The following is a 21,987-nucleotide window of genomic DNA, read 5'->3' on the forward strand; positions in this document are numbered from 1 at the left end:
GGCTCGGCAGCCGCTTCTTCGGCGCCACCGATGCGCACGGCCTGGCGACGCTCGGCGCGCTTGAGCTCATAGGACACGCGCAGCAGCAGGCCCATCGCCACGCAGGTCATCAGCACCGACGAGCCGCCGGAGGAGATCAGCGGCAGAGTCAGGCCCTTGGTCGGCAGGATACCCAGGTTCACGCCGATCGAAACGAAGGTCTGCATGCTGATCCACAGGCCGATGCCGAAGGCGATGTAGCCGGAGAAGTGGCGCTTCATTTCCACGCAGCGCATGCCCAGCCAGAAGGTACGGCCGACCAGCAGCGCGTACAGCGCCACGATCACGCAGGTACCCAGGAAACCGAATTCCTCAGCGGTGACCGAGAAGATGAAGTCGGTATGCGCTTCCGGCAGGTAGTAGAGCTTCTGCACCGAATTGCCCAGGCCGACGCCGGTCCACTCGCCACGGCCCACCGCCATCAGCGCGTTGGACAGCTGGTAGCCGTCGCCCTGCTGGTCGGCCCACGGGTCCAGGAACGAGGTGATGCGGCGCATGCGGTACGGCTCGATGATCGCCAGCGCGCTCATGCCGACCAGGCCGATGACCACCGGCATCGACATGCGCGGCATGTTCACCCCGCCCAGCACCAGCATGCCGGCGGTGATCGCCAGCAGCAGGGTCGAAGAACCAAAGTCCGGCTGCAGCAGCAGCAGCACCACCAGCGCACCGGCCACGCCCAGCGGCTTGAGCATCGCCGGCCAGGTCGCATTGACCTCGTCGCGGAAGCGCACCAGGTAGCTGGACAGCCAGACGATGTACAGCACCTTCACCGCCTCGACCGTCTGGAACTTGGAGATGCCCAGGTTGATCCAGCGGCGTGCGCCGTTGACCGTGCTGCCCAGGCCCGGCGCGAACACCGCCAGCAGCAGCACGAAGCAGCCCAGCAGCAGCATCTGGTTGTACTGCTCGATGGACTTCAGCTCGGTGCGGGCGGCGATGACCGCCAGCACGATACCCACCGCCAGGAAGATCAGGTGGCGGTTGAGGTAGTAGAACGGGCTGCTCATCAAGGCGATCGAGCTGGACGCCACCATCACCACGCCCACGCCGGTAAGCGCGATGATCGCGCCCAGCAGCCACTTGTCGTAGCTGCCTTCGATGGCTTCAAGGCGTGTTGCCTGGCGGGACAGGTCGTTCATCTCAGCGCACCTTCAACGTGGCCAGGCCGATCAGCACGAGCACGACGGAGATGATCCAGAAGCGCACGATCACGCGCGGCTCCGGCCAGCCCTTCAGTTCGAAATGGTGGTGGATCGGCGCCATGCGGAACACGCGCTTGCCGGTCAGCTTGAACGAGGCGACCTGGATCATCACCGACAGGGTTTCGATGACGAACACGCCGCCCATGATCACCAGCACCAGTTCCTGGCGGGTGATCACCGCGATGGTGCCCAGCACCGCACCCAGCGCCAGGGCGCCGATGTCGCCCATGAAGACCATGGCCGGATAGGTGTTGAACCACAGGAAGCCCAGGCCGGCTCCGGCGATGGCCGCGCAGATGATGACCAGCTCGCCGGCGCCCGGGATCTGCGGGATCTGCAGGTAGTTGGCGAACACCACGTTGCCCGAGGCATAGGCGAACACGCCCAGCGCGCAGGCCACCAGCACGGTCGGCATGATTGCCAGGCCGTCCAGGCCGTCGGTCAGGTTCACCGCGTTGGAGAAGCCGACGATCCAGAAGTAGGCGATGGCCACGAAGCCGATGCCGGCCAGCGGCAGCGCGACCGACTTGAACATCGGGATGTAGAAGGTCAGCGCTGCCGGCACGTCGGCCGTGTAGAACAGGAACAGGCCCGCGGCCAGGCCGAAGATCGACTGCAGCAGGTACTTCCAGCGCGACTTCAGGCCGTTCGGGTCACGGCGGACGATCTTGATCCAGTCGTCATACCAGCCGATGGCGCCGAAGCACAGCATCACCGCCAGCACCAGCCACACGTAGCGGTTGCGCAGGTCGGCCCACATCAGCACCGACAGGGTGATGGTGAGCAGGATCAGCGAACCGCCCATGGTCGGCGTGCCGGCCTTGGAGAAATGGGTCTGCGGACCGTCCTGGCGGATCGGCTGGCCGCCCTTGAACTGGGCGAGCTTGCGGATCATCGCCGGGCCAAGCCACAGCGACAGGAACAGGGCCGTCAGCGCGGCAAGGATGGCGCGGAACGTCTGGTAGTTGAACAGCCCGAACAGGCTCTCCAACTGCTGCAACCATCGAGCCAGTTCATACAACATGCGGGGATTCCTCTCCTTGCGCCAGCAGCGCTTTGACAATCGTGTCCATGGCGCTGCCACGGGAACCCTTGACCAGGCAGCGCACGCCGGCGTGCAGCTCGTCCTTCAGCGCCTGCGACAGCGCGTCGTGGGTGGCGAAATGACGGCCGCCGTCGCCGAAGGCGGTGGCGGCGGCGGCACTGAGCGGGCCCAGCGCGTACAGGCGCTTCAGGCCGGCGGCGCGTGCGCGGATGCCGGCCTGCGCATGCAGCGCCTCGGCGTCCGGGCCCAGCTCGCGCATGTCACCCAGCACCAGCCAGCCCTCTTCCGGGGCAGCGGCCAGGGCATCGATGGCCGCAGCCAGCGAGCCGGGATTGGCGTTGTAGCTGTCGTCCACCAGCACCGCGCCGTTGCGCAGCTGATGGGCAATCTGGCGTCCCGGTACCGGCTGCGCCTCGGCCAGACCGGCCGCAATCAGCGCCAGATCGACACCGGCCGCCAGCGCCAGGCTGGCGGCGGCCAGCGCATTGCTGACGTTGTGGCGACCCGGCAGGCCCAGCACCACGCGGGCTTCGCCGGTCGGGGCGACCAGGGTGAACTGGCTGCCCTGTGCACCGGCGCGGATGTCGCGCGCGGTCACGTCCGCCGAGTGTTCCAGTCCATAGCGCAGCACGCGGCAACGCTGCGGGCGACCGACAAAGTGCTGCTCGAACCAGCGGCCGTAGGCATCGTCGGCGTTGATCACCGCCACGCCATCGGCCGGCAGCGCGGCATAGATCGCGCCCTTGGTCACCGCCACGCCGAGCAGGCTGCCCATGCGTTCCAGGTGTGCCGGGGCAATGTTGTTGACCAGCGCATAGCGCGGGCGGGCGATGTCGGTCAGGCAGGCGATATCGCCAGGCTTGCCAGCGCCCATCTCGTAGACGGCGTAGTCGGCATCTTCCGGCGCGTCGATCACCGCCAGCGGCAGGCCGATCTCGTTGTTGCGGTTACCCGGGTTGGCGTAGACCACCTTGTGTGCGTGCTGGGCCACCTGCTGCAGGATCGACAGCAGCAGGCTCTTCACGCTGGTCTTGCCATTGCTGCCGGTGATCGCGAACACCTCGGTGCCACGGTCACGCTGCATGCCGGTGGCGATCTTCGCCAGTGCCAGCTCGCTGTCGGCCACCAGTACCTGCGGCAGCTCGATCGGCAGCAGCCGCTCGACCAGCAGCGCACTGGCACCGCGCGCCTGCGCGTCGGCAGCGAAGTCATGGCCGTCGAAACGCTCGCCGCGCAGCGCCACATACAGGCTGCCCGGGCCCAGGCTACGGGTGTCATTGCTGACTGCATCGATGGCCACGTCATCGCCATGGATCTCGCCGCCGGCCCAGTGTGCGATCAGCGAAAGCAGGGTGCGCTTCATGCGGCGCCCTCCCCGGCCTTTGCCTGCAGAACACCGGCCTTGGCCGCCAGTGCAGCCGCAGCCACTTCGGTGTCGTCGAAGTCATGGCGCACGCCATTCACTTCCTGGTACGGCTCATGGCCCTTGCCGGCAATCAGGATGATGTCGCCGGCACCGGCACGCTTCACCGCCAGGCCGATCGCACGCGCGCGGTTGCGCTGCACGGTCACGGCATCGGCGTGCTGGAAGCCGGCCAGGATGTCGGCCACGATCACGTCGCCATCCTCGCCGCGCGGGTTGTCGTCGGTGACGATGACCTGGTTGGCCAGGCGCTCGGCAATCGCCGCCATCTGCGGTCGCTTGCCGGTATCGCGCTCGCCACCGCAGCCGAACACGCAGAACAGCGTGCCCTGCAGATGGCCGTGCAGGCTGTCCAGCGCCTGCTCCAGCGCGTCCGGGGTATGGGCGTAATCGACCACCACGGTCGGCAGACCGTCTTCACCACCCAGGCGGTTCATGCGGCCACGGATCGGCTGCAGCGCCGACAGCACTTCGGCGATGCGCGGCAGCAGCTGGCCCTGCGCATGCAGAGTACCGGCCACGGCCAGCAGGTTGTCCACGTTGAAGCGGCCCAGCAGCGGCGACTGCACCGCAGCACGCTGGCCGTCGATGACCAGCTCGAAGGCAATGCCGCGTCCATCCAGTTGCAGCGCCTCGGCGCGCACGCTGGCGCCAGCGGCAGCGCGCGAGCTCAGGCCGATCGGTTGCACGCCAGCAGGCAGGCCAGCGAACAGCTGGCGACCGAAGGCGTCGTCCAGGTTGACCACCGCCGCCTTCAGGCCCGGGCGATGGAACAGCCGCGCCTTGGCCGCGCCGTAGCTGGCCATGTCACCGTGGTAGTCCAGATGATCGCGGGTGAGGTTGGTGAACACCGCCACGTCGTAGTGCACGGCATCCACGCGGCCCTGGTCCAGCGCGTGCGAGCTGACTTCCATCGCCACCGCGCGCGCACCGGCGTCGCGCAGCTGTGCCAGCAGCGCATGCATCTGCAGCACCAGCGGCGTGGTGAAACCAGTCGGCTCGACCGCACCATAAAGTCCGGCGCCCAACGTGCCGATACTGCCACTGGGCGTTCCGAGCAGGTGCCAGGCCTGGGCCAGCAGCTGCACGGTGGAGGTTTTGCCGTTGGTACCGGTCACGCCGACCATCGCCATCGCCCGCGACGGCGCGCCATGGAACTGGTCGGCCATCGCCCCCATGCGCGCCCGCAGGCCCGGCACGGCGATCGCATCGGCCGGCGCCGGCAGCTCGGCCGGTGCCGGTGGCTCGAACAGGATGACGCTGGCACCGGCCGCACGGGCCTGCTCGACAAAGCCCAGCCCATGCGCGCCGAAGCCGGCGATCGCGACGAAGGCATTGCCGGGGCGCACGGCGCGGCTGTCCAGCACCAGGCCGGTCAGAACGGGATCATGGCCCGCCAGGGCCACGTCCGGAAGCAACTGCGAAAGCAACATCGAAGGACTCATTGCGTGCCTCCCGTAACGGGCGGCGTCTGGGCTTGCGCGCTCGGCAGCGCAGCATCGAATTCAGCGGCGGCATCGACCGGCAGCGCGGTCTCGGCCGGCGGTGCGGGCAGGATCGAGGCCGAATGGCCGACCTTGCCCGACTGCTGTGCGGCCAGCCACGACTGCAGGTCGTCCAGCGGCACGTCCATCAGGCGCAGGGTGCCTTCCATCACGTTGTGATAGACCGGCGCCGACACCAGGCCGCCGTAGAACTTGCCGGCCTGCGGATCGTTGATGACGATGACGGTGGCGAAGCGCGGGTTGGTGGCCGGCACCACGCCGGCGAACAGCGCGTTGTAATGCCCGCGCTCGTAACCGCCCGGGCCAGCCTTGCGTGCAGTGCCGGTCTTGCCGGCCACGCGGTAGCCCAGCACCGCCGCCTGCTTGGCGCCGCCCTGGGTGACCACCGTTTCCATCATCGCCACCACCTGCCTGGCGACGTTCTCGTCGATGATCTGCTGGCCTTCGTTGCGCTGGCCCTTGACGAAGGTCGGCGCGATCAGGCGCCCGCCGTTGGCCAGCGCCGAGTAGGCGGTGGCAATCTGCAGTGGCGTGACCGACAGGCCGTAGCCGTAGGACATGGTGGTCTTGGTGGTCCCCGACCAGCGCGCCGGACGCATCACCACACCAGCCGATTCACCGGGGAAACCGCTGTGCGGCGCCGAGCCATAGCCGAAGCGGCGCACGCCGTCATAGAAGGTCTGGTCCGGCATCTTCGCCGCAACCTTGGCTGCACCCACGTTCGAACTGCGGGTGATCACGCCGGTCACGTTCAGCACGCCGTTGTTGCGTGGCACGTCGCGGATGGTGAAGCGACCCAGCGTCATGTAGCCCGGGTTGGTGTCGATGATGGTGTCCTTGGTCACCGCACCGGCCTGCAGCGCGGTGGCGATGGTCAGCGGCTTCATCGTCGAACCCGGCTCGACCAGGTCGGTCACCGCACGGTTGCGGCGCGTATCAGGGATCGCGCCGGTCAACGAATTCGGGTTGTAGGTGGGCAGGTTGACCATGGCCAGGATCTCGCCGGTGGTCACGTCCATGATCACCATCGAGCCGCCGGCCGCCTTGTTGGCCACCAGCGCGTTGCGCAGTTCCTTGAAGGCCAGGTACTGGATGCGGCGGTCGATGCTGAGGGTCAGGTCCTTGCCCGGCTCAGCGGCACGCAGCAGATCGCTTTCGACGGTCTCGCCCTTGCGGTTGCGGATCACCCGCTTCGCACCGGGCTTGCCGCGCAGCCATTCGTCGAAGGCCAGTTCCAGGCCTTCCTGGCCGCGATCATCGATGTTGGTGAAGCCCAGCACGTGCGCCATCGCCTCACCCTGCGGGTAGAAGCGGCGGAACTCGCGCTGCGCGGCCACGCCCGGAATCTTCAGCGCGACCACCTTTTCTGCCTCGTCCGGATTGATCCGGCGACGCAGATACATGAATTCCTTGTCCGACTTCTGCGACAGGCGGCTGCTCAGCTCATCCACCGACATACCGACCGCCTGGGCCAGCTCGGGGATGCGCTCGGGCGAACGCAGCAGGTCCTGCGGGTTGACCCAGATCGAGGCAACCGGCGTGGACACCGCCAGCGGCTCGCCGTTGCGGTCGGTGATCATGCCGCGCGAAGTCTTGATCGGCAGCTCGCGCAGATAGCGGGCCTCGCCCTGGCGCTGGTAGAAGTCGCTGTTGATGATCTGCACGTAGGCCGCGCGGCCGACCAGCGACACCGAGCACAGGCCGAGCGCCAGCGCGACCCAGCGCAGGCGCTGGCGCAGGTTGAAGGCATTGCGTGGACGGTTGCGACCGGCCTTGCTCATGGGCGCACCACCACGATGTCGGCGGCCTCGGGGAACTTCATGCCGAGCTTTTCGCGGGCGATGCGATCGACACGGTTGGCTTCGGCCAACGTGGCCTGCTCCAGCTGCAGGCGGCCGAATTCCAGGTTGATGTCATCGCGCTTGCGCTCGGCGCGCGACAGCTCGATGAACGTCTGCCGATGACGGTGACGCACGAACACGACGCCGATCGCCGAGGCCACGGTGCAGGCCAACAGGATGATCAGCAGCAACCGGCTCATGCGTCGGCCTCCCGCTTCTGGGCCACGCGCAGCACCGCGCTGCGGGCGCGCGGGTTGGCGGCCAGCTCTTCGTCGGTGGCCTTGATGGCCCCGCCGATCAGGTCCAGCGTCGGCACGAACGCAACGGCCTCGGGCAGGCGGCGGTTGGCCGGTGGCGCCTTGGCCAGGCGGTTCATGTACTGCTTGACGATGCGGTCTTCCAGCGAGTGGAAGCTGATCACCGCCAGACGGCCACCGGGCTTGAGCCTTTCCACCGCCGCATCGAGCCCCGCTTCCAGGTCTGCCAGCTCGCGGTTGATGTGGATGCGGATGGCCTGGAAGCTGCGCGTGGCCGGGTGGATCTTGTCCTTGCCACGCGGCATCACCGAGGCGATAAGCTCGGCCAGTTCGGCGGTGCGGGAGAACGGCTGCTTCTCGCGGCGGGCCACGATGGCGCGGGCGATGCGCCGGCTCTGCCGCTCTTCGCCATAGGTCCACAGCACGTCGGCGATCTCGCGCTCTTCGACGCGGTTGATCCACTGCGCGGCGCTTTCACCGCTGTCCGGGTCCATGCGCATGTCCAGCGGGCCGTCCTTGCCGAAGCTGAAGCCTCGTTCGGCCACATCCAGCTGCGGCGACGACACGCCCAGGTCGAACAGCACGCCGTCCAGGCCTTCGGCCGTGGCATCCCACTGCAGCAGCTGGGCGAAGCTGCCACGGAAGATGGACACGCGCGGATCCGGCGCGAAATCGCGCTCGGCAACGGCGATGGCTTCCGGATCCTTGTCCATGACCAGCAGGCGCCCCTCGGGACCGAGCTGGGTAAGCACGCCACGTGCATGACCGCCACGACCGAACGTGCCATCCAGATAACGTCCGTTTTCGATCACCCTCAGGCCTTCAAGGACCTGGGTGTACAGGACCGGCAGGTGCACCGCCGGCGACTGCGACACCGGAAGGTGACCGGTCTGCGCTTCTGGGCGCATCCGGGCACCCCGGCTCACAACTTCAGGTCGAGCAACCCATCACCCAGATCCTCGTCAGACAACGTCTGCTGGATCAGGGCCCGATGCGCCTGCTCGCTCCACAATTCGAACTTGTCGCCCATGCCGAGCAATACCGCCTTCTTCTCAATGCCCACCGCACCGCGGTGGCTGGCGGGGATGCTGATGCGACCGTTGCCGTCCAGTTCCAGATGGGCGGCCGAGCCGACCAGCTTCTGCTGCAACAGGCGCACGACGCGCTGGGTGTTGGGCTTGGACATCACATCGTCGCGGACCCGTTCCCATTCCGACTCTGCGTACAGCCACAGGCAGCCGGCTTCGAACGGGTTGTAGGTCAGCACGAGACGGTTGTTACTGGCGCGCGCGACGAGGTCGCGGTAAGCGGTGGGAACCGCCATGCGCCCCTTGTCGTCAACTGTGATGGCCGTCTCGCCCTGGAACACGACGCCTGCACCTTGTCCTTCGCCCGGTGAAACATTGAACCACGAAAACCCACAAAACACCCGGATTTCCCTCTGATGCCCACCTTAGCAGCGGGCCGAGGGTTGTCAACAACTTTTCAGCAGGGAAATCGCCAGCCGCATCAATGGCTTGCAACAACCTTTAGAGAATTGTTCAAGGCTTATCCACAAGTTGCTGATCCGTCTCAATTTTTGAGATTGAACGGAAGTTCAGGGGCGTGGACGGGGCGTGAAACATCGACCGCGCATTCATCCCGGCCTGGCCGGAAACGGCGCCGTAATGCGCAAACGGTGCACAATGAGGCCATGTGCCTGCTCGCTCTTGGCTGGATGCACCACCCGCGCTGGCGGCTGGTAATGACCGGCAACCGTGATGAGTTCCACGCCCGCCCCACCGCGGCGCTGGCCCCCTGGCAGGATGAGACCTCCGTCATCGGGGGACGCGACCTGCGCTCCGGCGGTGGCTGGGCCGGGGTCGGCGCCTCGGGCCGGATGGCGGTGGTCACCAACGTCCGCGACCCGCTGGCGGCCCAGACCGGACCGTCGCGGGGCGCGCTGGTGGCCGACTTCCTGCGCGGCCGCGACCCGGCCGCCGTGCATATCGAGCGGCTGGCAACCGTGGCGGGTGCCTACGCCCCATTCAATCTGTTGCTGGCCGATGGCGACAGCCTGGAGTACCTGGGCAACCATCCCGCCGAACGGCAGACGCTTGGCCCGGGGGTCCACGGCATGTCCAACGGCGCGCTGGACGCGCCCTGGCCGAAGACCCGACGGCTGATGGCCGCGCTGTCGGCATGGCTGGAAGCAGACGGGGTCAGATCCCTTTCGCAACGCGAAAGGGATCTGACCCCGGACCTGACCCCGCTCTGGAATGCCTTGGCCGATGAACACCGCCCCGCCGACAGCGACCTGCCCGACACCGGCATCGGCCTGGAACGCGAGCGCTGGTTGAGCCCGGCCTTCATCCGCGGCGACGACTACGGCACCCGCGCCAGCACCGTGCTGCTGATCGACGCCGACGGCCACGGCGAGATCCACGAACGCCGCTTCGGCCCGCAGGGTGCACCGAGCGGACAAAGCCACGTCATTTTCTGACCCGATCAAGACGGCCCTTGGCCGGATGCTCGTGGCGGGGGTAGTGCCGGCCGCTGGCCGGCAGCCTTTGGATGCTCGGATTCGCCATGAAGCTGCCGGCCAGCGGCCGGCACTACCCGCAGCTTGATGTCGCGATCCACGTGACGGCCGTCGCCATCGCAGCGGGCCTGAAACGTCATTCAGCTTCCAGCCGCGACCACGATCCGTCCGCACCCCAGGGGTTTCAGCATCGCCGCCACCCGACTGTGCCCTTTTCGCAATCGGCACTGTGTCTATAAATGTCGGCCCTGACCTCCCAGGGTGGTCGCGCCCGGCACCACGCCGCGCGATCGACCGCAACCACAAGGAGGCCCCATGCGCCGCATCCTCATCCTGCTCGCCACCCATCTGCTCACCCTCGGCCTGGGCTTCGGCCTGGGCGTCTATCTGCTGCCGATCCTGATCGCCCCCGATGACCCGCCGGTCGCCCAGGTACAGGCCGCAATGAAAGACGCCACCTACCGCACCACCTTCCGCCGCGACCTCAAAGGCAGCGATGCGGTGCACTGGGCCGAAGGCAAGGTCAGCGTCAGCGCCACCCAGGTCGCCTTCGACGGGAAGATGGGACCGGGCCCGGATTACAAGGTCTATCTGGTTCGCGATTTCGTCGACAACAAGGCCGACTTCCTGAAGATCAAGGCGCAGGCCCAGCGCATCGGCGAGGTAAAGACCTTCAACCGCTTCCTGGTGGACGTCCCCGCGAACGTGGACGTGGACGACTACACCACCGTGGTGGTGTGGTGCGAGCGCTTCTCGCAGTTCATCTCCGCCGGGCAGTACCGCATGCCGGGCTGATCAGGGCATGGGGTCGGATCCCTTTCCTCTGGAAAGGGATCCGACCCCGGAATCACGGTAGATCCACGCCATGCGTGGAAGAAGAAAGAGGCGGAGCCGGCCGATAAGCCGGGTTCTGTCGTGGACAGTCATTCCTCTAGGCGTTACGTCACCGCAACGCTCAAGCAACCTACCCGGATCCAACGCGGGCCGCGCCAAAGGATCCCTATTTGGTCTTGCTCCAGGTGGGGTTTGCCGTGCCGGTCTGTTGCCAGACTCGCGGTGCGCTCTTACCGCACCATTTCACCCTTACCGGCCTTCCGAAGAAGACGTAGGCGGTATCTTTCTGTTGCACTTTCCGTCGGCTTGCGCCGCCCAGGCGTTACCTGGCACCTTGCCCTATGGAGCCCGGACTTTCCTCGGCACCCCCGAAGGGATGACGCGACTGTCTGGCCGACTCCGCCAGCGCGCATTCTAGCGTACGCACGCCTTTCCTGCCGTGCCGATCGCGGCGTCCGGTTCATCCACGCGTGGCGTGGCTCTAGCGGCCCTTCGCCCTCGCCATCACCACCGCCCGCGACTCCAGCACCACACCTACGATCAATTCCCGCACCTGCGGTTGCGAACCGTCCCATTCAATGCGGCGGACGCGCACGTCCACGCGATCGCCCGGCGCGTAGGCTTTCAACGCTTGGCCGACACCGAAGACGGTCTTCACTCGGGTACCCGCCACGGCCAGCACCTCATCCCCCTTGCGCAGGCCGGCGCGATGGGCCGGACCCTCGTCAGGCTCGGATTCGATCACGGTCGCGCCCCCCATCTGAACGCCGAGGACCGGGCGCAGCGCGTCGCTACGCGAATCCCCTTCCCCGGCCTGCTCGCGCGCCAATTCGGTGGCGCCCAGCAGTGCATCGTCCAACCCCGCATCGAAATAGGGCGCGTTGTCCACGAATGCGGCGCATTGCCACGACGCGCGCTCGGGCACCGGCTCGCGCCTCGCACGCAGGGCCTGCCGCAGGTCGCGCCATTGCGCCGCGCTGACGTACCGCTGCTGGCTGTTCACCAACTGCTGGTAGGCCGCCTCGATCTGTGCGTGGTTGTCGGCCCCCACCTGCAGACATGCCTCGTAGCTCTCCAACGCGTCACGTGCCGCGCGGTAGGTCAGGTAATTGCCGTAATCGCGAACCGACTGCAGCCGATTGAACTCGACCAACCCCGGATCGAACAGCAGGTAGCCGACATAGTCCGGGCCCAGATCGGCTTCGGTAATGGCTGCGGGTGGCGGCGCTTCAGCTGCAGGAGCTGGCACATCGGCCAGTGCGAACAGCAGGAACAGTCCCTTTTCAAACATCTGTCTTTCCTCCCTGAAGGAAATTTGAGAGCTTCGCCCCTTAGCCCCCCCGGAATTCGGCCGCTGCCGTGTTCCAGCGTCCCAGTCTGTGAACGAGCCATGCAGGTCTGCACGCCTTTCAGGACTTTTCGCCCAGCTCCCGGCGAGGATCGTCGACCAACCGCTTTCTACTGCTACGGTCATACTCGGTCGGCGAGAACGGCATCGACGCACGCGCATAGATGGTGCCTTCCTCGCAGGTGCAGGTGGGCTCCGGCACCGCGCGCACTGCAATCAGGCGACTTAGCCATTCTTCTGACACATTGCAGAATGCGGCGAACACATCCTTTGGCAGGAAATGAGCCTGAAGGTAGGCTGTCAATGCCATCTCGAACAATTGCTCCCAAGTGGGGAATGAAGAGGCGTGTGCCGGAGCGTCTTCGCCCAGGACAGGCATTTGAAGACATCCCGAGCACCGGTCCTCACGCGTCAGAGGCCTCGGAAATGGGGTCACACTACGGACACCCTTCCGCATCGGGAGTATCCGCACGGGCTCGACTGATCTCAATGCCGCTCTGCAGGACGTCCCGCAATACCCAAGGCTGCAGGCTTCGTACGATCATCAGTGGGTCGGTCATTGCTGCTCATCACGACATCGCCTGTCCCCGGATTCGTCCCTCAGCCGCGCACGTGAGCACGTTCACGCCGCAGAGGTTGGCGTCCCTCCGGCGGATCCGAACCGTTTCGCATTTCGCGCCGCGCGCTGCCCCGACATGGCCCGGAGCGAGCGATCAACTGCCGTACAGCGCCTTGCGCGGCGCACCGGTCAGTTCCGCGGCCAGCTTGGCGGCGGTCGACGGCGGCAGGTGCTCGCTCAGCTTCGCGTAGACGCGGCGACCATGCGCCAGCTGCGCTTCCTCGTCGTCACCGGCACCCTGCACCATCACCACGAACTCGCCCTTGCGCTGGTTGTCGTCGGCCTCGACTTGGGCCAGCAGCCCCGCCAGGTCGCCATCAAGCACGGTCTCGAACAGCTTGGTCAGCTCGCGGGCCAGCACCGCCGGGCGCTCGCCGCCGAAGATCGCCGCCATGTCGGCCAGCGACTCGGCGATACGGTGCGAGGATTCGTAAAACACCATCGTGCGCACTTCGCCGGCCAGCGCCTGCAGGCGGTCGCGGCGGCCGCTGGCCTTGGCCGGCAGGAAACCCTCGAAGCTGAAACGGTCGCTGGGCAGGCCGGCCACGCTCAGCGCGGCGATGGCGGCGCAGGCACCGGGCACCGGGCTGACCTTGATGCCCGCCGCGCGCGCGGCACGCACCAGGCGGAAACCGGGGTCACTGACCAGCGGGGTACCGGCATCGCTGACCAGCGCCAGCGACTCGCCGGCCTGCAATCGCGAAACCAGGCGCTGCGCCAGGGCCTCTTCATTGTGTTCGTGCAGGGCCACCAGCGGTTGCTGGATGCTGAAATGGGACAGCAGCTGGCCGCTGCGGCGGGTGTCCTCGGCACAGATGGCCGCCACCGAACGCAGCACCTCCTGCGCGCGCGGGCTCAGATCGGCCAGGTTGCCGATCGGCGTGGCGACGACGTACAGGGTTGGCACACTCATTTCAGCGGTACTCACGGGGCAAGGGTAGAATCGTAGCGTGTACCCGGCCAAGGCCGCTGCCCCCATCGCATGGACCCGATCATGAACAAGCCCGCCGCACGGATCTCCGCCCTGTCGTTGTCGCTGATGCTGCTGGCCGGTTGTGCCACCACCAGCCTGACCAGCACGCCCGATTCGCCGGCCCAGAGCCAGGCGCTGGCGCTGATCGAACAAGGCAAGCCGCGCGATGCCGCGCTGCAGCTGGAAGGCCTGGCCTCCACCCTGCGCGGCGGCGCCCGCAGCAACGCACTGGCCGATGCGGCCTGGGCCTGGCACCTCGCCGGCGACAGTGCCCGCGCGCGCAGCCTGCTCGGCCAGCTCACCGCACGCCAGCTGTCCGGCGCCAGCCTGCAGCGCTACCAGCTGACCAGTGCCGAGCTGGCCCTGGCCGACAAGCAGCCGGCGCAGGCGCTGGCCCTGCTGAAGGACCACGGCGACAACGTGCTGCCGGCCCTGCGCACACGCTGGTACCTGGCCCGTGCCAGTGCCCTGCAGGGCACCGGCGATGCCTTCGGTGCCGCCACCGAACGGGCCCGCGCCCATTCCAGCCTGACCGGCAGCGCGCGCAGCGAGAACCAGGCCGCCATTGCCGGCCTGCTCGGCACCCTCGACGACGCCACCCTGCGCAGCCGTGCCGCCGCCCTGCCGGCCAACGACCCGCTCTACAACTTCGCCGGCCGTGCACTGATCGCGCGCGGCCTGCCGCTGCCGCGCCCGTTCGACCGCGATGGCGCGGCCCAGTTCGACACCAGCAAGCGCCCGCCGGCGATGAGCGACGGTTACCGCCCGCCGGCCAAGCTGGCCGTGCTGCTGCCGCTCAGCGGCCGCCTGGCCACCGCCGCACAGCCGGTGCGCGATGGCCTGTTGAGCGCCTACTACGGTGAAAGCCGGCGCCGCCCGGACATCAACTTCTTCGACACCGCCGGCACCCCGGCCGGTGCCCTGGCCGCCTATGACAAGGCCGTCGCCTCCGGTGCCGACTTCGTGGTCGGCCCGCTGGGCCGCGACGAAGTGGACGCGGTGTACGGCCGCCAGCAGCTGCAGGTGCCGGTGCTGGCCCTGAACCGCGGCAAGGACGCACCGCCGGCCGGCAGTGCCGGCTTCTCGCTGGCGCCGGAAGACGATGGCATCGTCGCCGCCGAGTACCTGCGTGGCCGCGAGCGCGTCAAGGCGCTGGTGATCAACAGCGCTGACGACACCGGCCGCCGTGCCGCCGCCGCCTTTGCCCAGCGCTTCGCGCAGCGCGGTGGCCAGGTGGTGGCCACGATCGGCGTCACCGATGCCGTCGGCGATGTCGGCGCGCAGGTGCGCAACGCCGGCCAGGTCGATGCCGTGTTCCTCGCCGTGCGTGCGCCGCAGGCGCGCCTGCTGGCGCCGCAGCTGGCGCTGGCCGGTGCAGGCGGCGCGACCCGCGTCGGCACCTCGCAGCTGACCGTTGGCAGCGGCAAGGTGGAAGAAGACGTGGCGCTGGACGGCATTGTCTACCCGAACGAAGCCTGGAACGTGCGCAGCGTGTCCGGCCTGCCGTCGGCCAGCCAGGTGGCCAGCACCCTGCCGAGCGCACGCGGTGCGGCCGGCCGCCTGTTCGCCTTCGGTGCCGACGCCTGGAAGATCACCGCCTACCTGGACAAGCTGTCCAACGAAGGCGGCCTGGACGGTGCCACCGGCACCCTGTTCCTGGACAGCAACGGCAACATCCTGCGCCAGCCGGCCTGGTCGACCTTCAATGGCGGCCGGCCGATGCCGATCGTCGGTGGTCGCTGAACGCAGCCAACGGGGCTCGGCGGTGGAAGCCGCCGCCGAGCAGCACCTGCAACAGGCCGGACTGCAGCCGCGTGCGCGCAATGTGCGCTATCGCGGCGGTGAACTGGACCTGGTGATGGACGATGCCGGCACCGTGGTGTTCGTGGAAGTGCGCTACCGCGCGCGATCCGATTTCGGTGGCGGCGCCGCGTCAGTGGATGCGCGCAAGTGCCGGCGCCTGGCCCATGCCGCGCAACTGTACCTGCAGGACAACCCGGTGCTGGCCAATGCACCCTGCCGCTTCGATGTGGTGGAAGCCAGTGGCGAACCGCCGCAGCTGCACTGGCTGCGTGATGCATTCCGGCTGGATGATTGCTGATGGGTACCGTCCGCTCTGGTAGAGGCCGACCTTGGTCGGCGCTTGTGTGCCAACCAGGGTTGGCAGCTGCCAGAGCCGGCACGACCACGGTGCGTGACTGATGCCTTCGATCATCACCCATGCCGCTGTGCCGCTGGCGCTGTGGTGCGCCGCGGATCGTGGCCGCATCCCGCCGCGCCTGCTGGCCGCCGGCGTGATCGCCGCCATGCTGCCCGATGCCGATGTACTGGCCTTTGCGCTGCATATTCCCTACGCCGATGCGTTCGGCCATCGTGGCGCCAGTCATTCACTGCTGTTTGCCGGCGTGCTGGCCGCATTGGCTGCGGTGTTGGCGTTCTTTGGTAGTCGCCGACCTTGGTCGGCGGGTGTGTGCCAACCAAGGTTGGCATCTACCGTGCAAGCGGCGGTATTCGTCTTCGTCTGCGCCGCCAGCCATCCGCTGCTGGATGCGATGACCTCCGGTGGCCTGGGCGTTGCGCTGGCCTGGCCGTGGAGCGAACACCGCTTCTTCGCGCCGTGGCGCCCCATCCGCGTGTCACCGTTCGCGCCACAGTTCTTCAGCCCACGCGGCGTGGCTACCCTGCTCTCCGAACTGCGCTGGGTGTGGCTGCCACTGGCCGGCGCCGTTGTCGCCTGGAAACTGATCCAACCCGCTCCTGCTGCCCCACGAGATCCGTCATGAGTCCTGCCCTGCCCACCGCATTGGTTACTGAACTTTCCACCCTGCTGGGCGCGGAGGGCTGGCGCATGGATGACGGCGCGCTGGAGGCCAACGCACAGGACAACTCATGGCGCCATCAGCGCCCGGCTGCCGTCGCGCTGCCCGCCAGCATCGAACAGGTGCAGGCGCTGGTGCGTGCCTGCCGCGCGCATGGCGTGGTTCTGGTCGCACGTGGCGCCGGCACTGGCACCACCGGCGCGGCCGTGCCGCTGCCCGGCAGCATCGTGCTGTCGTTCACCCGCATGGACCGCATCGTCGAGATCCGCGCCGGCGATCGCTGCGCGGTGGTGCAACCGGGCGTGCTCAATGGCGCCCTGCAGCAAGCACTGGCCCCGCACGGCCTGTTCTGGGCACCGGACCCGTCCAGTGCGGAGATCTGCAGCGTCGGTGGCAACCTGGCCTGCAATGCGGGCGGCCCGCGCGCGGTGAAGTACGGCACCAGCCGCGACAACGTGCTGGGCCTGGTGGCCGTCACCGGCACCGGCGAGTTGATCCGCTGCGGTGGTGCCTACACCAAGGATGCCACCGGCTACGACCTCACCCACCTGCTGGTGGGCAGCGAAGGCACGCTGGCACTGATCGTGGAAGCCACGCTGAAACTGACCCCGCTGCCGGTCAGCCAGGCCGGTCTGCGCGTGTTGTACCGCGATGCCGATGCTGCTGCGGCCGCCGTATCGCGGTTGATGTCGCAGCCGGTGGTACCCACCCGCCTGGAATTCATGGACGCGCGCAGCCTGGAACTGCTGCGGCTGAATGGTGCCGATGTGCCGGAAGCAGGGGCGATGCTGCTGGTCGAGGCCGATGGTGACCACGACACCCTGCCCTATCTGTTGCAGGCATTGGCCAGCGCCGCCGAAGGCGACGGCACGATCGAGCTGGACGTGGCGATGGAAGGCCGCGCGCGCGACCAGCTGTGGGCGGCGCGCAAGGCGCTGTCGCCTGCGCTGCGCAGCGTCGCTCCCGGCAAGATCAATGAAGACGTGGTGGTTCCGGTGTCGCGCATTCCGGAACTGGTGGCCGGCGTGCAGGCCCTGGCACGGGACTACGCGCTCACCATCGTCACCTTCGGCCATGCCGGCAACGGCAACCTGCACGTCAACATCCTCTACCACCCGGAGGATGCCGACGAGAACACGCGCGCGCATGCCGCGCTGCCGAAGATCTTCGAGCTGACGCTGGCACTGGGTGGCACGTTGTCGGGCGAACACGGCATCGGCCTGGCCAAGCGCGATTTCATGACGCAGGCGTTCACACCGGCTACGCTGGCGACGATGCGCGCGATCAAAGCCGCGCTTGACCCGGACGGTATCCTCAACCCGGGCAAGGTACTGCCGCCGGCATAGACCGCGCACACTCCTTCGCACTCCTGTAGAGCCGAGCCCATGCTCGGCTGCTCTTCGACCAGATCGCGATGAAGCCCGCGCTGCGCGCGCAAGCCGAGCGTGGGCTCGGCTCTACACCGGCGTGTCGCCTGCAATATCGATCAGGGTCTGCCGGAAACTGGGCAACAGCACGCGGTTGCCATGCCCGCTCAGGTGGTCGTTGTCGAAGAACAGCGGTTCCCCGTCTTCCACCGCCGAACAGGTCGTTGGCCCGCACAGCAGCGGCAGCGGATCCCACACCGTGAGCGATGGATAGCGCGCTGCCAGCTCGGCCAGCAACGCCATCTGCGGCGCACGCAGCCTCTCCAGATCATCGCGCGGCATGCTCAGGCCACCGGCACACGCCGGGTTGCGGCGGTTGAACCAGTCGGAACAGCGGTACGCACCGGCCTTGAACAACGGCAGCGGTGCATCCAAAACCACTTGCACGCCCAGCTTCTGCAGACGTCCAAGAACATGATCAGCCTCATCACGCGCGGCCTGCGCATCGATCGGGGTGCGCTCGGCGAGCAGTTGACGATAGATTTCCTGCGCATCCTGTCGCCGCCAGTCGAATCCACGCAGCTCCGGCATGCGCAAGGCCGCCAGCAGCACGATGTCACCGGGGCGTGCCTCGCGTTCGATGGTCGACAGCGTGTGCTCAATGAAGTCCTGGCAATCGGCTGGACTGGCCCGCAGCAGATTGACGAAGCTGCAGCCGCCGCGATCCTGCTGGCGCAGCTCCATGCCGGTCTGGCGCACGACCATGCTGGTCATGGTGCGATACGCCGCCGCGTGCGAATCGCCGGCCACGAACAGGCGCCGCCCTTCAAGCGCCGGCGCACTCAGCGGCTCCAGTGGGCGCCACGCGGGGTAGCGACGCGCCTGCCATGCATAGCCGTCGCGGGTCACGCTCAGCGAGACCTGCTCATGGTACTCCACCGTGGCCCAGGCACCCGCGCCACACAGCGCCACCAGCGGTACCGCCATCGCCAGCACCTTGGCCGGTGCCAGGCGCAGCAGCGGCAACGCACTGCGCAGCGGACGCTCGATGAAGTGATACGACACAGCCGATAGCGCCAGCAGCAGTACCGGATACAGCCACAGCGCGGCGCCGTGCAGGCCGTAGGTCCAGCGCAGCAGCACCAGCAGCGGCCAATGCCACAGGTACAGCGAATAGGACAGGCGCCCCAGGTAGGCGAGCGGTGCGCAGCCCAGCACGCGGGCGAGGCGTGATGTCCCCGGCATCGACACGCTTGCCAACAGCAGCAGGGTACCGGCCACGGTGGCCAGCACGCCGGGAACCGGCATCGCCAGCTGCGGTGCGATCACCACGCCTGCACCCAGCAGTGCCAGACCGACCACTGCAACCGCATCACCGTTCTGGCCCGGCGTGCGCGTGCGCATCCACTGGTACAGCAGCGCGCCCGCAGCCAGCTCCCAGAATCGCGCCGGCAGCAGGTAGAACGCTGCCGCCGGTGCCGTCTGCGCCTGCCAGCCTGCCCACGCCAGCGACAGCAGGGTGAGCACCGGCAACAACCAGCGCAACCACGGCCAGCGCTCACGCCCGCGCAGCCAGACGAAGAACAGCAGCGGGAAGACCAGGTAGAACTGTTCCTCCACGCCCAGCGTCCACGTGTGCAGGAAAGGGTTCAGTTCCGCGCCGGGTGAGAAGTAGTCGTCCTGCTGACCAGCCAGCACGATGTTGCTGAAGCCGACCAGCGCGGCCCAGCCGGTCTGGTCGAACTGCTCATTGCGCCACGCGCGGGGAATGAACAGCGCAGACAGTATGAAAGTGGTCACCAGCATCACCAGCAACGCCGGCAACAGGCGCAGCACGCGGCGCCGGTAGAAATCGAGCAGCATCGCGCCCAGCGACGCATGGGCGCGCGAAGCCAACGACTGGCTGATCACGAAGCCGGACACCACGAAGAACAGATCCACACCGGTGAAGCCACCCGGTAACCAGGCTGCGTTGGCGTGAAACAGGATGACGGCCAGCACCGCCAATGCACGCAGGCCGTCAATGGCAGCGTTGCGGGAACGTTCGGGAGGGGACATGCAGGCATCGGGTGGAAAACGATCCGACAGCATCACGACCGCTGCCGCAGTCATTCAATGGATGATCGCGACAGGCCGGGACATGGTTCAGCTCCGGTCCCAGTTCGCCCCTGTGGGAATGTCGTAATCACCACACTGACGCCGCGCCGCACGTCTGCAACGTTTTCGAATTTTCAAATCTTTCTCATTGGCATACGTGGCACTGCATGCAGATCATCTAGCGCCACCAACAACGGGTGGCACGGGCTTGCAATCCCGTTTGGTGAATGTCGTTTACGCTTGCCTGCCGGCGTCGCCCTTTCCTTGTTGGGTGGCGTCGGCAGGCATTCTGTCCGCGCACCTATGGCGGGCGGTGCGTGGGGGCCTCGTGCCCGCCGGCGTTTGACGACATTAACCACCGGTATTGCAACCACGCACCGTCCGCCACCCTCGCTGTTAAGCAGGGTGGCCCCTTGCCGCTCGCACAAGGACGCCGCCATGACCGCTTCCCCCTACCCGCACCTTTCCGCCACCCTGGGCGAGGCCGCCACGCGCCTGCCCGATGACCTGGCCCGCACGCTGGAAGATACCTTCGTTGCGCTGCAGACCGGCAACAGTGCCGGGGCCATTACCCTGCAGGCCTGCCTGCAGCACATCCGCCAAGGCGATGCCGCCGATGGTCAACCATGGCCCGGCACCAACCGCACAGCCGGGCAGCGCCTTGCCATGGCGCGTATCGACCGCGCCAATGCGGGGCTGAGTTTCCTGCTGGAACTGCTGCACGCCACCGAACGCGTACGCGTGGATGGGGATATTGACCAGCAGATGGGCGATGGCGCGCGCGAAGGGCTGCTGCTGGCCTGCCGTGGGCTGGCCGAGTATGTGGATGTGCAGTTGCGGGCGGTGTAATGGCATATGTAGAGCCGAGCCCATGCTCGGCTCATCACGCTCCAATCGGATTGCAGCCGAGCGTGGGCTCGGCTCTACAAATGCCACGTCAACCCAAACAGTGCGCACCTGGGGTCAGATCCCTTTGCGGCGCAAAGGGATCTGACCCCACCCCGAAGGTTGACCCAGCAGGGCAGTACCGCTGCTGCTACGCGAAGTGCTGGTAACCGCCGTCGGCGGCTTCGCCGTCCACGTGTACGCCCTGCCCTTCGGCAATTCGGCCGATGCGGGTGAGCGGCACGTCCAGCGATTCGGCCAGGTAGTGCAGCGCGTCGCGCTGGTCGGCGGCGGCAGTGAAGCACAGCTCGTAATCGTCGCCACCGCGCAGTGCGCAGTCGCGTGCGGCCTCACGACCGAGCAGCTCACGCAGCGCGTGCGAGATCGGCAGCGAATCGGCATCGACATGTGCGGCCACGTTGCTGCGCGTGGTGATATGACCGAGGTCGGCCAGCAGGCCGTCGGACACGTCCACCGCCGCGTGCGCGAAGGCCCGCAGGCGCAGGCCAAGCGTCACGCGTGGCGTTGGCCGCAGCAGGCGCAGGCGCAGGCTTTCGTAGTCGGCCAGCAGCGTGGCGGTGGCGATGCTCAGTGCACCCTGCTGCCACAGGCGCAGCGCGCCGGCGGCATCGCCCAGCGTGCCGCTCACCCAGATGTCATCACCCACCTGCGCGCGGTCGCGGCGCAGCGCCTGGCCACGCCCGACCTGGCCCATCGCGGTCACCGACAGCGACAGCGGGCCGCGCGTGGTGTCACCACCGATCAGCGCGATGTCGTGCTGGTCGGCCAGGGCAAAGAAGCCATCGGCGAAGGCCTCGATCCAGTCTTCAGACGCTTCCGGCAGCGACAACGCCAGCGTGCACCACGCCGGGCGCGCGCCCATCGCGGCCAGGTCCGACAGGTTGACCGCCAGGGTCTTCCAGCCGATGTCGAAGGCCGGGGTTTCCACCGGGAAGTGCACGCCGCTGTTGAGCGTGTCGGCGGTGACCACCAGTTGTTCGTTGGCGCGCGGCTGCAGCAGCGCGGCGTCGTCACCGATGCCGAGCAGGATGTCGTCGCGCTCGAGGGTGCGGGCGCGGATGCGGTCGATGAGGGCGAATTCGGCCAGGGACATGGGGCGTTCCCGCTGTTGTTCGTGCCGCGCATCGCGCGGTGGGCGGTAGTGCCGGCCGCTGGCCGGCAACCTCAGGATCCCTGCAGCTGCCGGCC

The 21,987-nt window shown here is 67.6% G+C and carries 21 protein-coding genes and 1 other RNA gene; 8 read left to right on the forward strand and 14 right to left on the reverse strand.

The genetic code is table 11. From position 1 onward, the window contains the following. From ftsW to mraZ, 8 genes are all read right to left on the reverse strand, one after another. A partial coding sequence (ftsW, locus tag HMPREF3114_RS12830; protein WP_070489897.1) for a putative lipid II flippase FtsW occupies positions 1 to 1,181 on the reverse strand: 1,181 nt, incomplete at its 3' end. Between the two features lies 1 nt (position 1,182). After that, positions 1,183 to 2,268: a phospho-N-acetylmuramoyl-pentapeptide-transferase gene (gene mraY, locus HMPREF3114_RS12835; protein ID WP_005415291.1), complete on the reverse strand. Its 1,086-nt coding sequence runs from the start codon at positions 2,266 to 2,268 to the stop codon at positions 1,183 to 1,185. After that, a complete protein-coding gene (gene murF, locus HMPREF3114_RS12840) occupies positions 2,258 to 3,652 on the reverse strand; it encodes a UDP-N-acetylmuramoyl-tripeptide--D-alanyl-D-alanine ligase (protein WP_070489887.1) in 1,395 nt (464 codons plus the stop codon). The genes mraY and murF overlap by 11 nt, the downstream gene beginning before the upstream one ends. Then, positions 3,649 to 5,157, reverse strand: coding sequence for a UDP-N-acetylmuramoyl-L-alanyl-D-glutamate--2,6-diaminopimelate ligase (locus HMPREF3114_RS12845; protein ID WP_070489888.1), 1,509 nt, complete (start codon positions 5,155 to 5,157; stop codon positions 3,649 to 3,651). Before HMPREF3114_RS12845 ends, murF begins: the two co-directional genes overlap by 4 nt. After that, entirely contained in the window at positions 5,154 to 6,998 is a 1,845-nt protein-coding gene (locus HMPREF3114_RS12850) for a peptidoglycan D,D-transpeptidase FtsI family protein (RefSeq protein ID WP_005415287.1), read from the reverse strand. The genes HMPREF3114_RS12845 and HMPREF3114_RS12850 overlap by 4 nt, the downstream gene beginning before the upstream one ends. Continuing rightward, entirely contained in the window at positions 6,995 to 7,258 is a 264-nt protein-coding gene (ftsL, locus tag HMPREF3114_RS12855) for a cell division protein FtsL (RefSeq protein WP_005415286.1), read from the reverse strand. The genes HMPREF3114_RS12850 and ftsL overlap by 4 nt, the downstream gene beginning before the upstream one ends. Further along, entirely contained in the window at positions 7,255 to 8,223 is a 969-nt protein-coding gene (gene rsmH / locus HMPREF3114_RS12860) for a 16S rRNA (cytosine(1402)-N(4))-methyltransferase RsmH (RefSeq protein ID WP_012479154.1), read from the reverse strand. Before rsmH ends, ftsL begins: the two co-directional genes overlap by 4 nt. Before the next feature lie 14 nt (positions 8,224 to 8,237). Beyond that, complete coding sequence (gene mraZ, locus HMPREF3114_RS12865) at positions 8,238 to 8,684, reverse strand: division/cell wall cluster transcriptional repressor MraZ (RefSeq protein WP_004143635.1); 447 nt, start codon at positions 8,682 to 8,684, stop codon at positions 8,238 to 8,240. A gap of 324 nt (positions 8,685 to 9,008) precedes the next feature. On the opposite strand from mraZ, the gene HMPREF3114_RS12870 reads away from it, so the two are divergent. The 3 genes from HMPREF3114_RS12870 to HMPREF3114_RS12875 all read left to right on the forward strand — a co-directional run bounded on the left by HMPREF3114_RS12870 (position 9,009) and on the right by HMPREF3114_RS12875 (position 10,631). After that, on the forward strand, positions 9,009 to 9,797 hold the full coding sequence (locus HMPREF3114_RS12870) for an NRDE family protein (protein ID WP_069139503.1): 789 nt from the start codon (positions 9,009 to 9,011) through the stop codon (positions 9,795 to 9,797). 86 nt (positions 9,798 to 9,883) lie between these two features. Continuing rightward, positions 9,884 to 10,075: a hypothetical protein gene (locus tag HMPREF3114_RS21210; RefSeq protein ID WP_176746382.1), complete on the forward strand. Its 192-nt coding sequence runs from the start codon at positions 9,884 to 9,886 to the stop codon at positions 10,073 to 10,075. Between the two features lie 76 nt (positions 10,076 to 10,151). After that, on the forward strand, positions 10,152 to 10,631 hold the full coding sequence (locus tag HMPREF3114_RS12875; RefSeq protein ID WP_070489889.1) for a DM13 domain-containing protein: 480 nt from the start codon (positions 10,152 to 10,154) through the stop codon (positions 10,629 to 10,631). Between the two features lie 88 nt (positions 10,632 to 10,719). Here HMPREF3114_RS12875 and rnpB read toward each other — a convergent pair. From rnpB to rsmI, 4 genes are all read right to left on the reverse strand, one after another. Next, an RNA gene (gene rnpB, locus HMPREF3114_RS12880) (RNase P RNA component class A) lies at positions 10,720 to 11,071 on the reverse strand. Positions 11,072 to 11,151: 80 nt separating this feature from the next. Further along, positions 11,152 to 11,961 (reverse strand): PDZ domain-containing protein, encoded by an 810-nt coding sequence (locus tag HMPREF3114_RS12885; protein ID WP_005415282.1) that lies wholly within the window; start codon positions 11,959 to 11,961, stop codon positions 11,152 to 11,154. Positions 11,962 to 12,079: 118 nt separating this feature from the next. Beyond that, complete coding sequence (locus HMPREF3114_RS21215; protein WP_070489890.1) at positions 12,080 to 12,397, reverse strand: hypothetical protein; 318 nt, start codon at positions 12,395 to 12,397, stop codon at positions 12,080 to 12,082. Positions 12,398 to 12,731: 334 nt separating this feature from the next. After that, positions 12,732 to 13,550: a 16S rRNA (cytidine(1402)-2'-O)-methyltransferase gene (gene rsmI, locus HMPREF3114_RS12895; RefSeq protein WP_070489891.1), complete on the reverse strand. Its 819-nt coding sequence runs from the start codon at positions 13,548 to 13,550 to the stop codon at positions 12,732 to 12,734. Between the two features lie 81 nt (positions 13,551 to 13,631). Between rsmI and HMPREF3114_RS12900 the strand changes: the two genes are divergently transcribed. The 4 genes from HMPREF3114_RS12900 to HMPREF3114_RS12915 all read left to right on the forward strand — a co-directional run bounded on the left by HMPREF3114_RS12900 (position 13,632) and on the right by HMPREF3114_RS12915 (position 17,775). Beyond that, positions 13,632 to 15,353 carry a penicillin-binding protein activator gene (locus HMPREF3114_RS12900; protein ID WP_053498120.1) on the forward strand — a complete coding sequence of 574 codons (1,722 nt, stop codon included), beginning with the start codon at positions 13,632 to 13,634 and terminating at the stop codon, positions 15,351 to 15,353. Then, positions 15,343 to 15,711 (forward strand): YraN family protein, encoded by a 369-nt coding sequence (locus tag HMPREF3114_RS12905; RefSeq protein ID WP_171958409.1) that lies wholly within the window; start codon positions 15,343 to 15,345, stop codon positions 15,709 to 15,711. Before HMPREF3114_RS12900 ends, HMPREF3114_RS12905 begins: the two co-directional genes overlap by 11 nt. 100 nt (positions 15,712 to 15,811) lie before the next feature. Next, positions 15,812 to 16,393, forward strand: coding sequence for a metal-dependent hydrolase (locus HMPREF3114_RS12910; protein ID WP_070489893.1), 582 nt, complete (start codon positions 15,812 to 15,814; stop codon positions 16,391 to 16,393). After that, entirely contained in the window at positions 16,390 to 17,775 is a 1,386-nt protein-coding gene (locus HMPREF3114_RS12915; protein ID WP_070489894.1) for an FAD-binding oxidoreductase, read from the forward strand. The genes HMPREF3114_RS12910 and HMPREF3114_RS12915 overlap by 4 nt, the downstream gene beginning before the upstream one ends. Before the next feature lie 111 nt (positions 17,776 to 17,886). Here the strand turns inward: HMPREF3114_RS12915 and HMPREF3114_RS12920 are convergent, their stop codons facing one another. Then, on the reverse strand, positions 17,887 to 19,908 hold the full coding sequence (locus HMPREF3114_RS12920; protein ID WP_053498113.1) for an acyltransferase family protein: 2,022 nt from the start codon (positions 19,906 to 19,908) through the stop codon (positions 17,887 to 17,889). 423 nt (positions 19,909 to 20,331) lie between these two features. On the opposite strand from HMPREF3114_RS12920, the gene HMPREF3114_RS12925 reads away from it, so the two are divergent. Continuing rightward, positions 20,332 to 20,742 carry a hypothetical protein gene (locus HMPREF3114_RS12925; protein WP_053498111.1) on the forward strand — a complete coding sequence of 137 codons (411 nt, stop codon included), beginning with the start codon at positions 20,332 to 20,334 and terminating at the stop codon, positions 20,740 to 20,742. Between the two features lie 187 nt (positions 20,743 to 20,929). Here HMPREF3114_RS12925 and thiL read toward each other — a convergent pair whose 3' ends face one another. Then, positions 20,930 to 21,892 (reverse strand): thiamine-phosphate kinase, encoded by a 963-nt coding sequence (gene thiL / locus HMPREF3114_RS12930; protein ID WP_053498109.1) that lies wholly within the window; start codon positions 21,890 to 21,892, stop codon positions 20,930 to 20,932. Between the last annotated feature and the right edge of the window lie 95 nt (positions 21,893 to 21,987).

It is taken from the genome of Stenotrophomonas sp. HMSC10F07, assembly GCF_001807895.1.
Classification (GTDB): Bacteria; Pseudomonadota; Gammaproteobacteria; order Xanthomonadales; family Xanthomonadaceae; genus Stenotrophomonas; species Stenotrophomonas sepilia.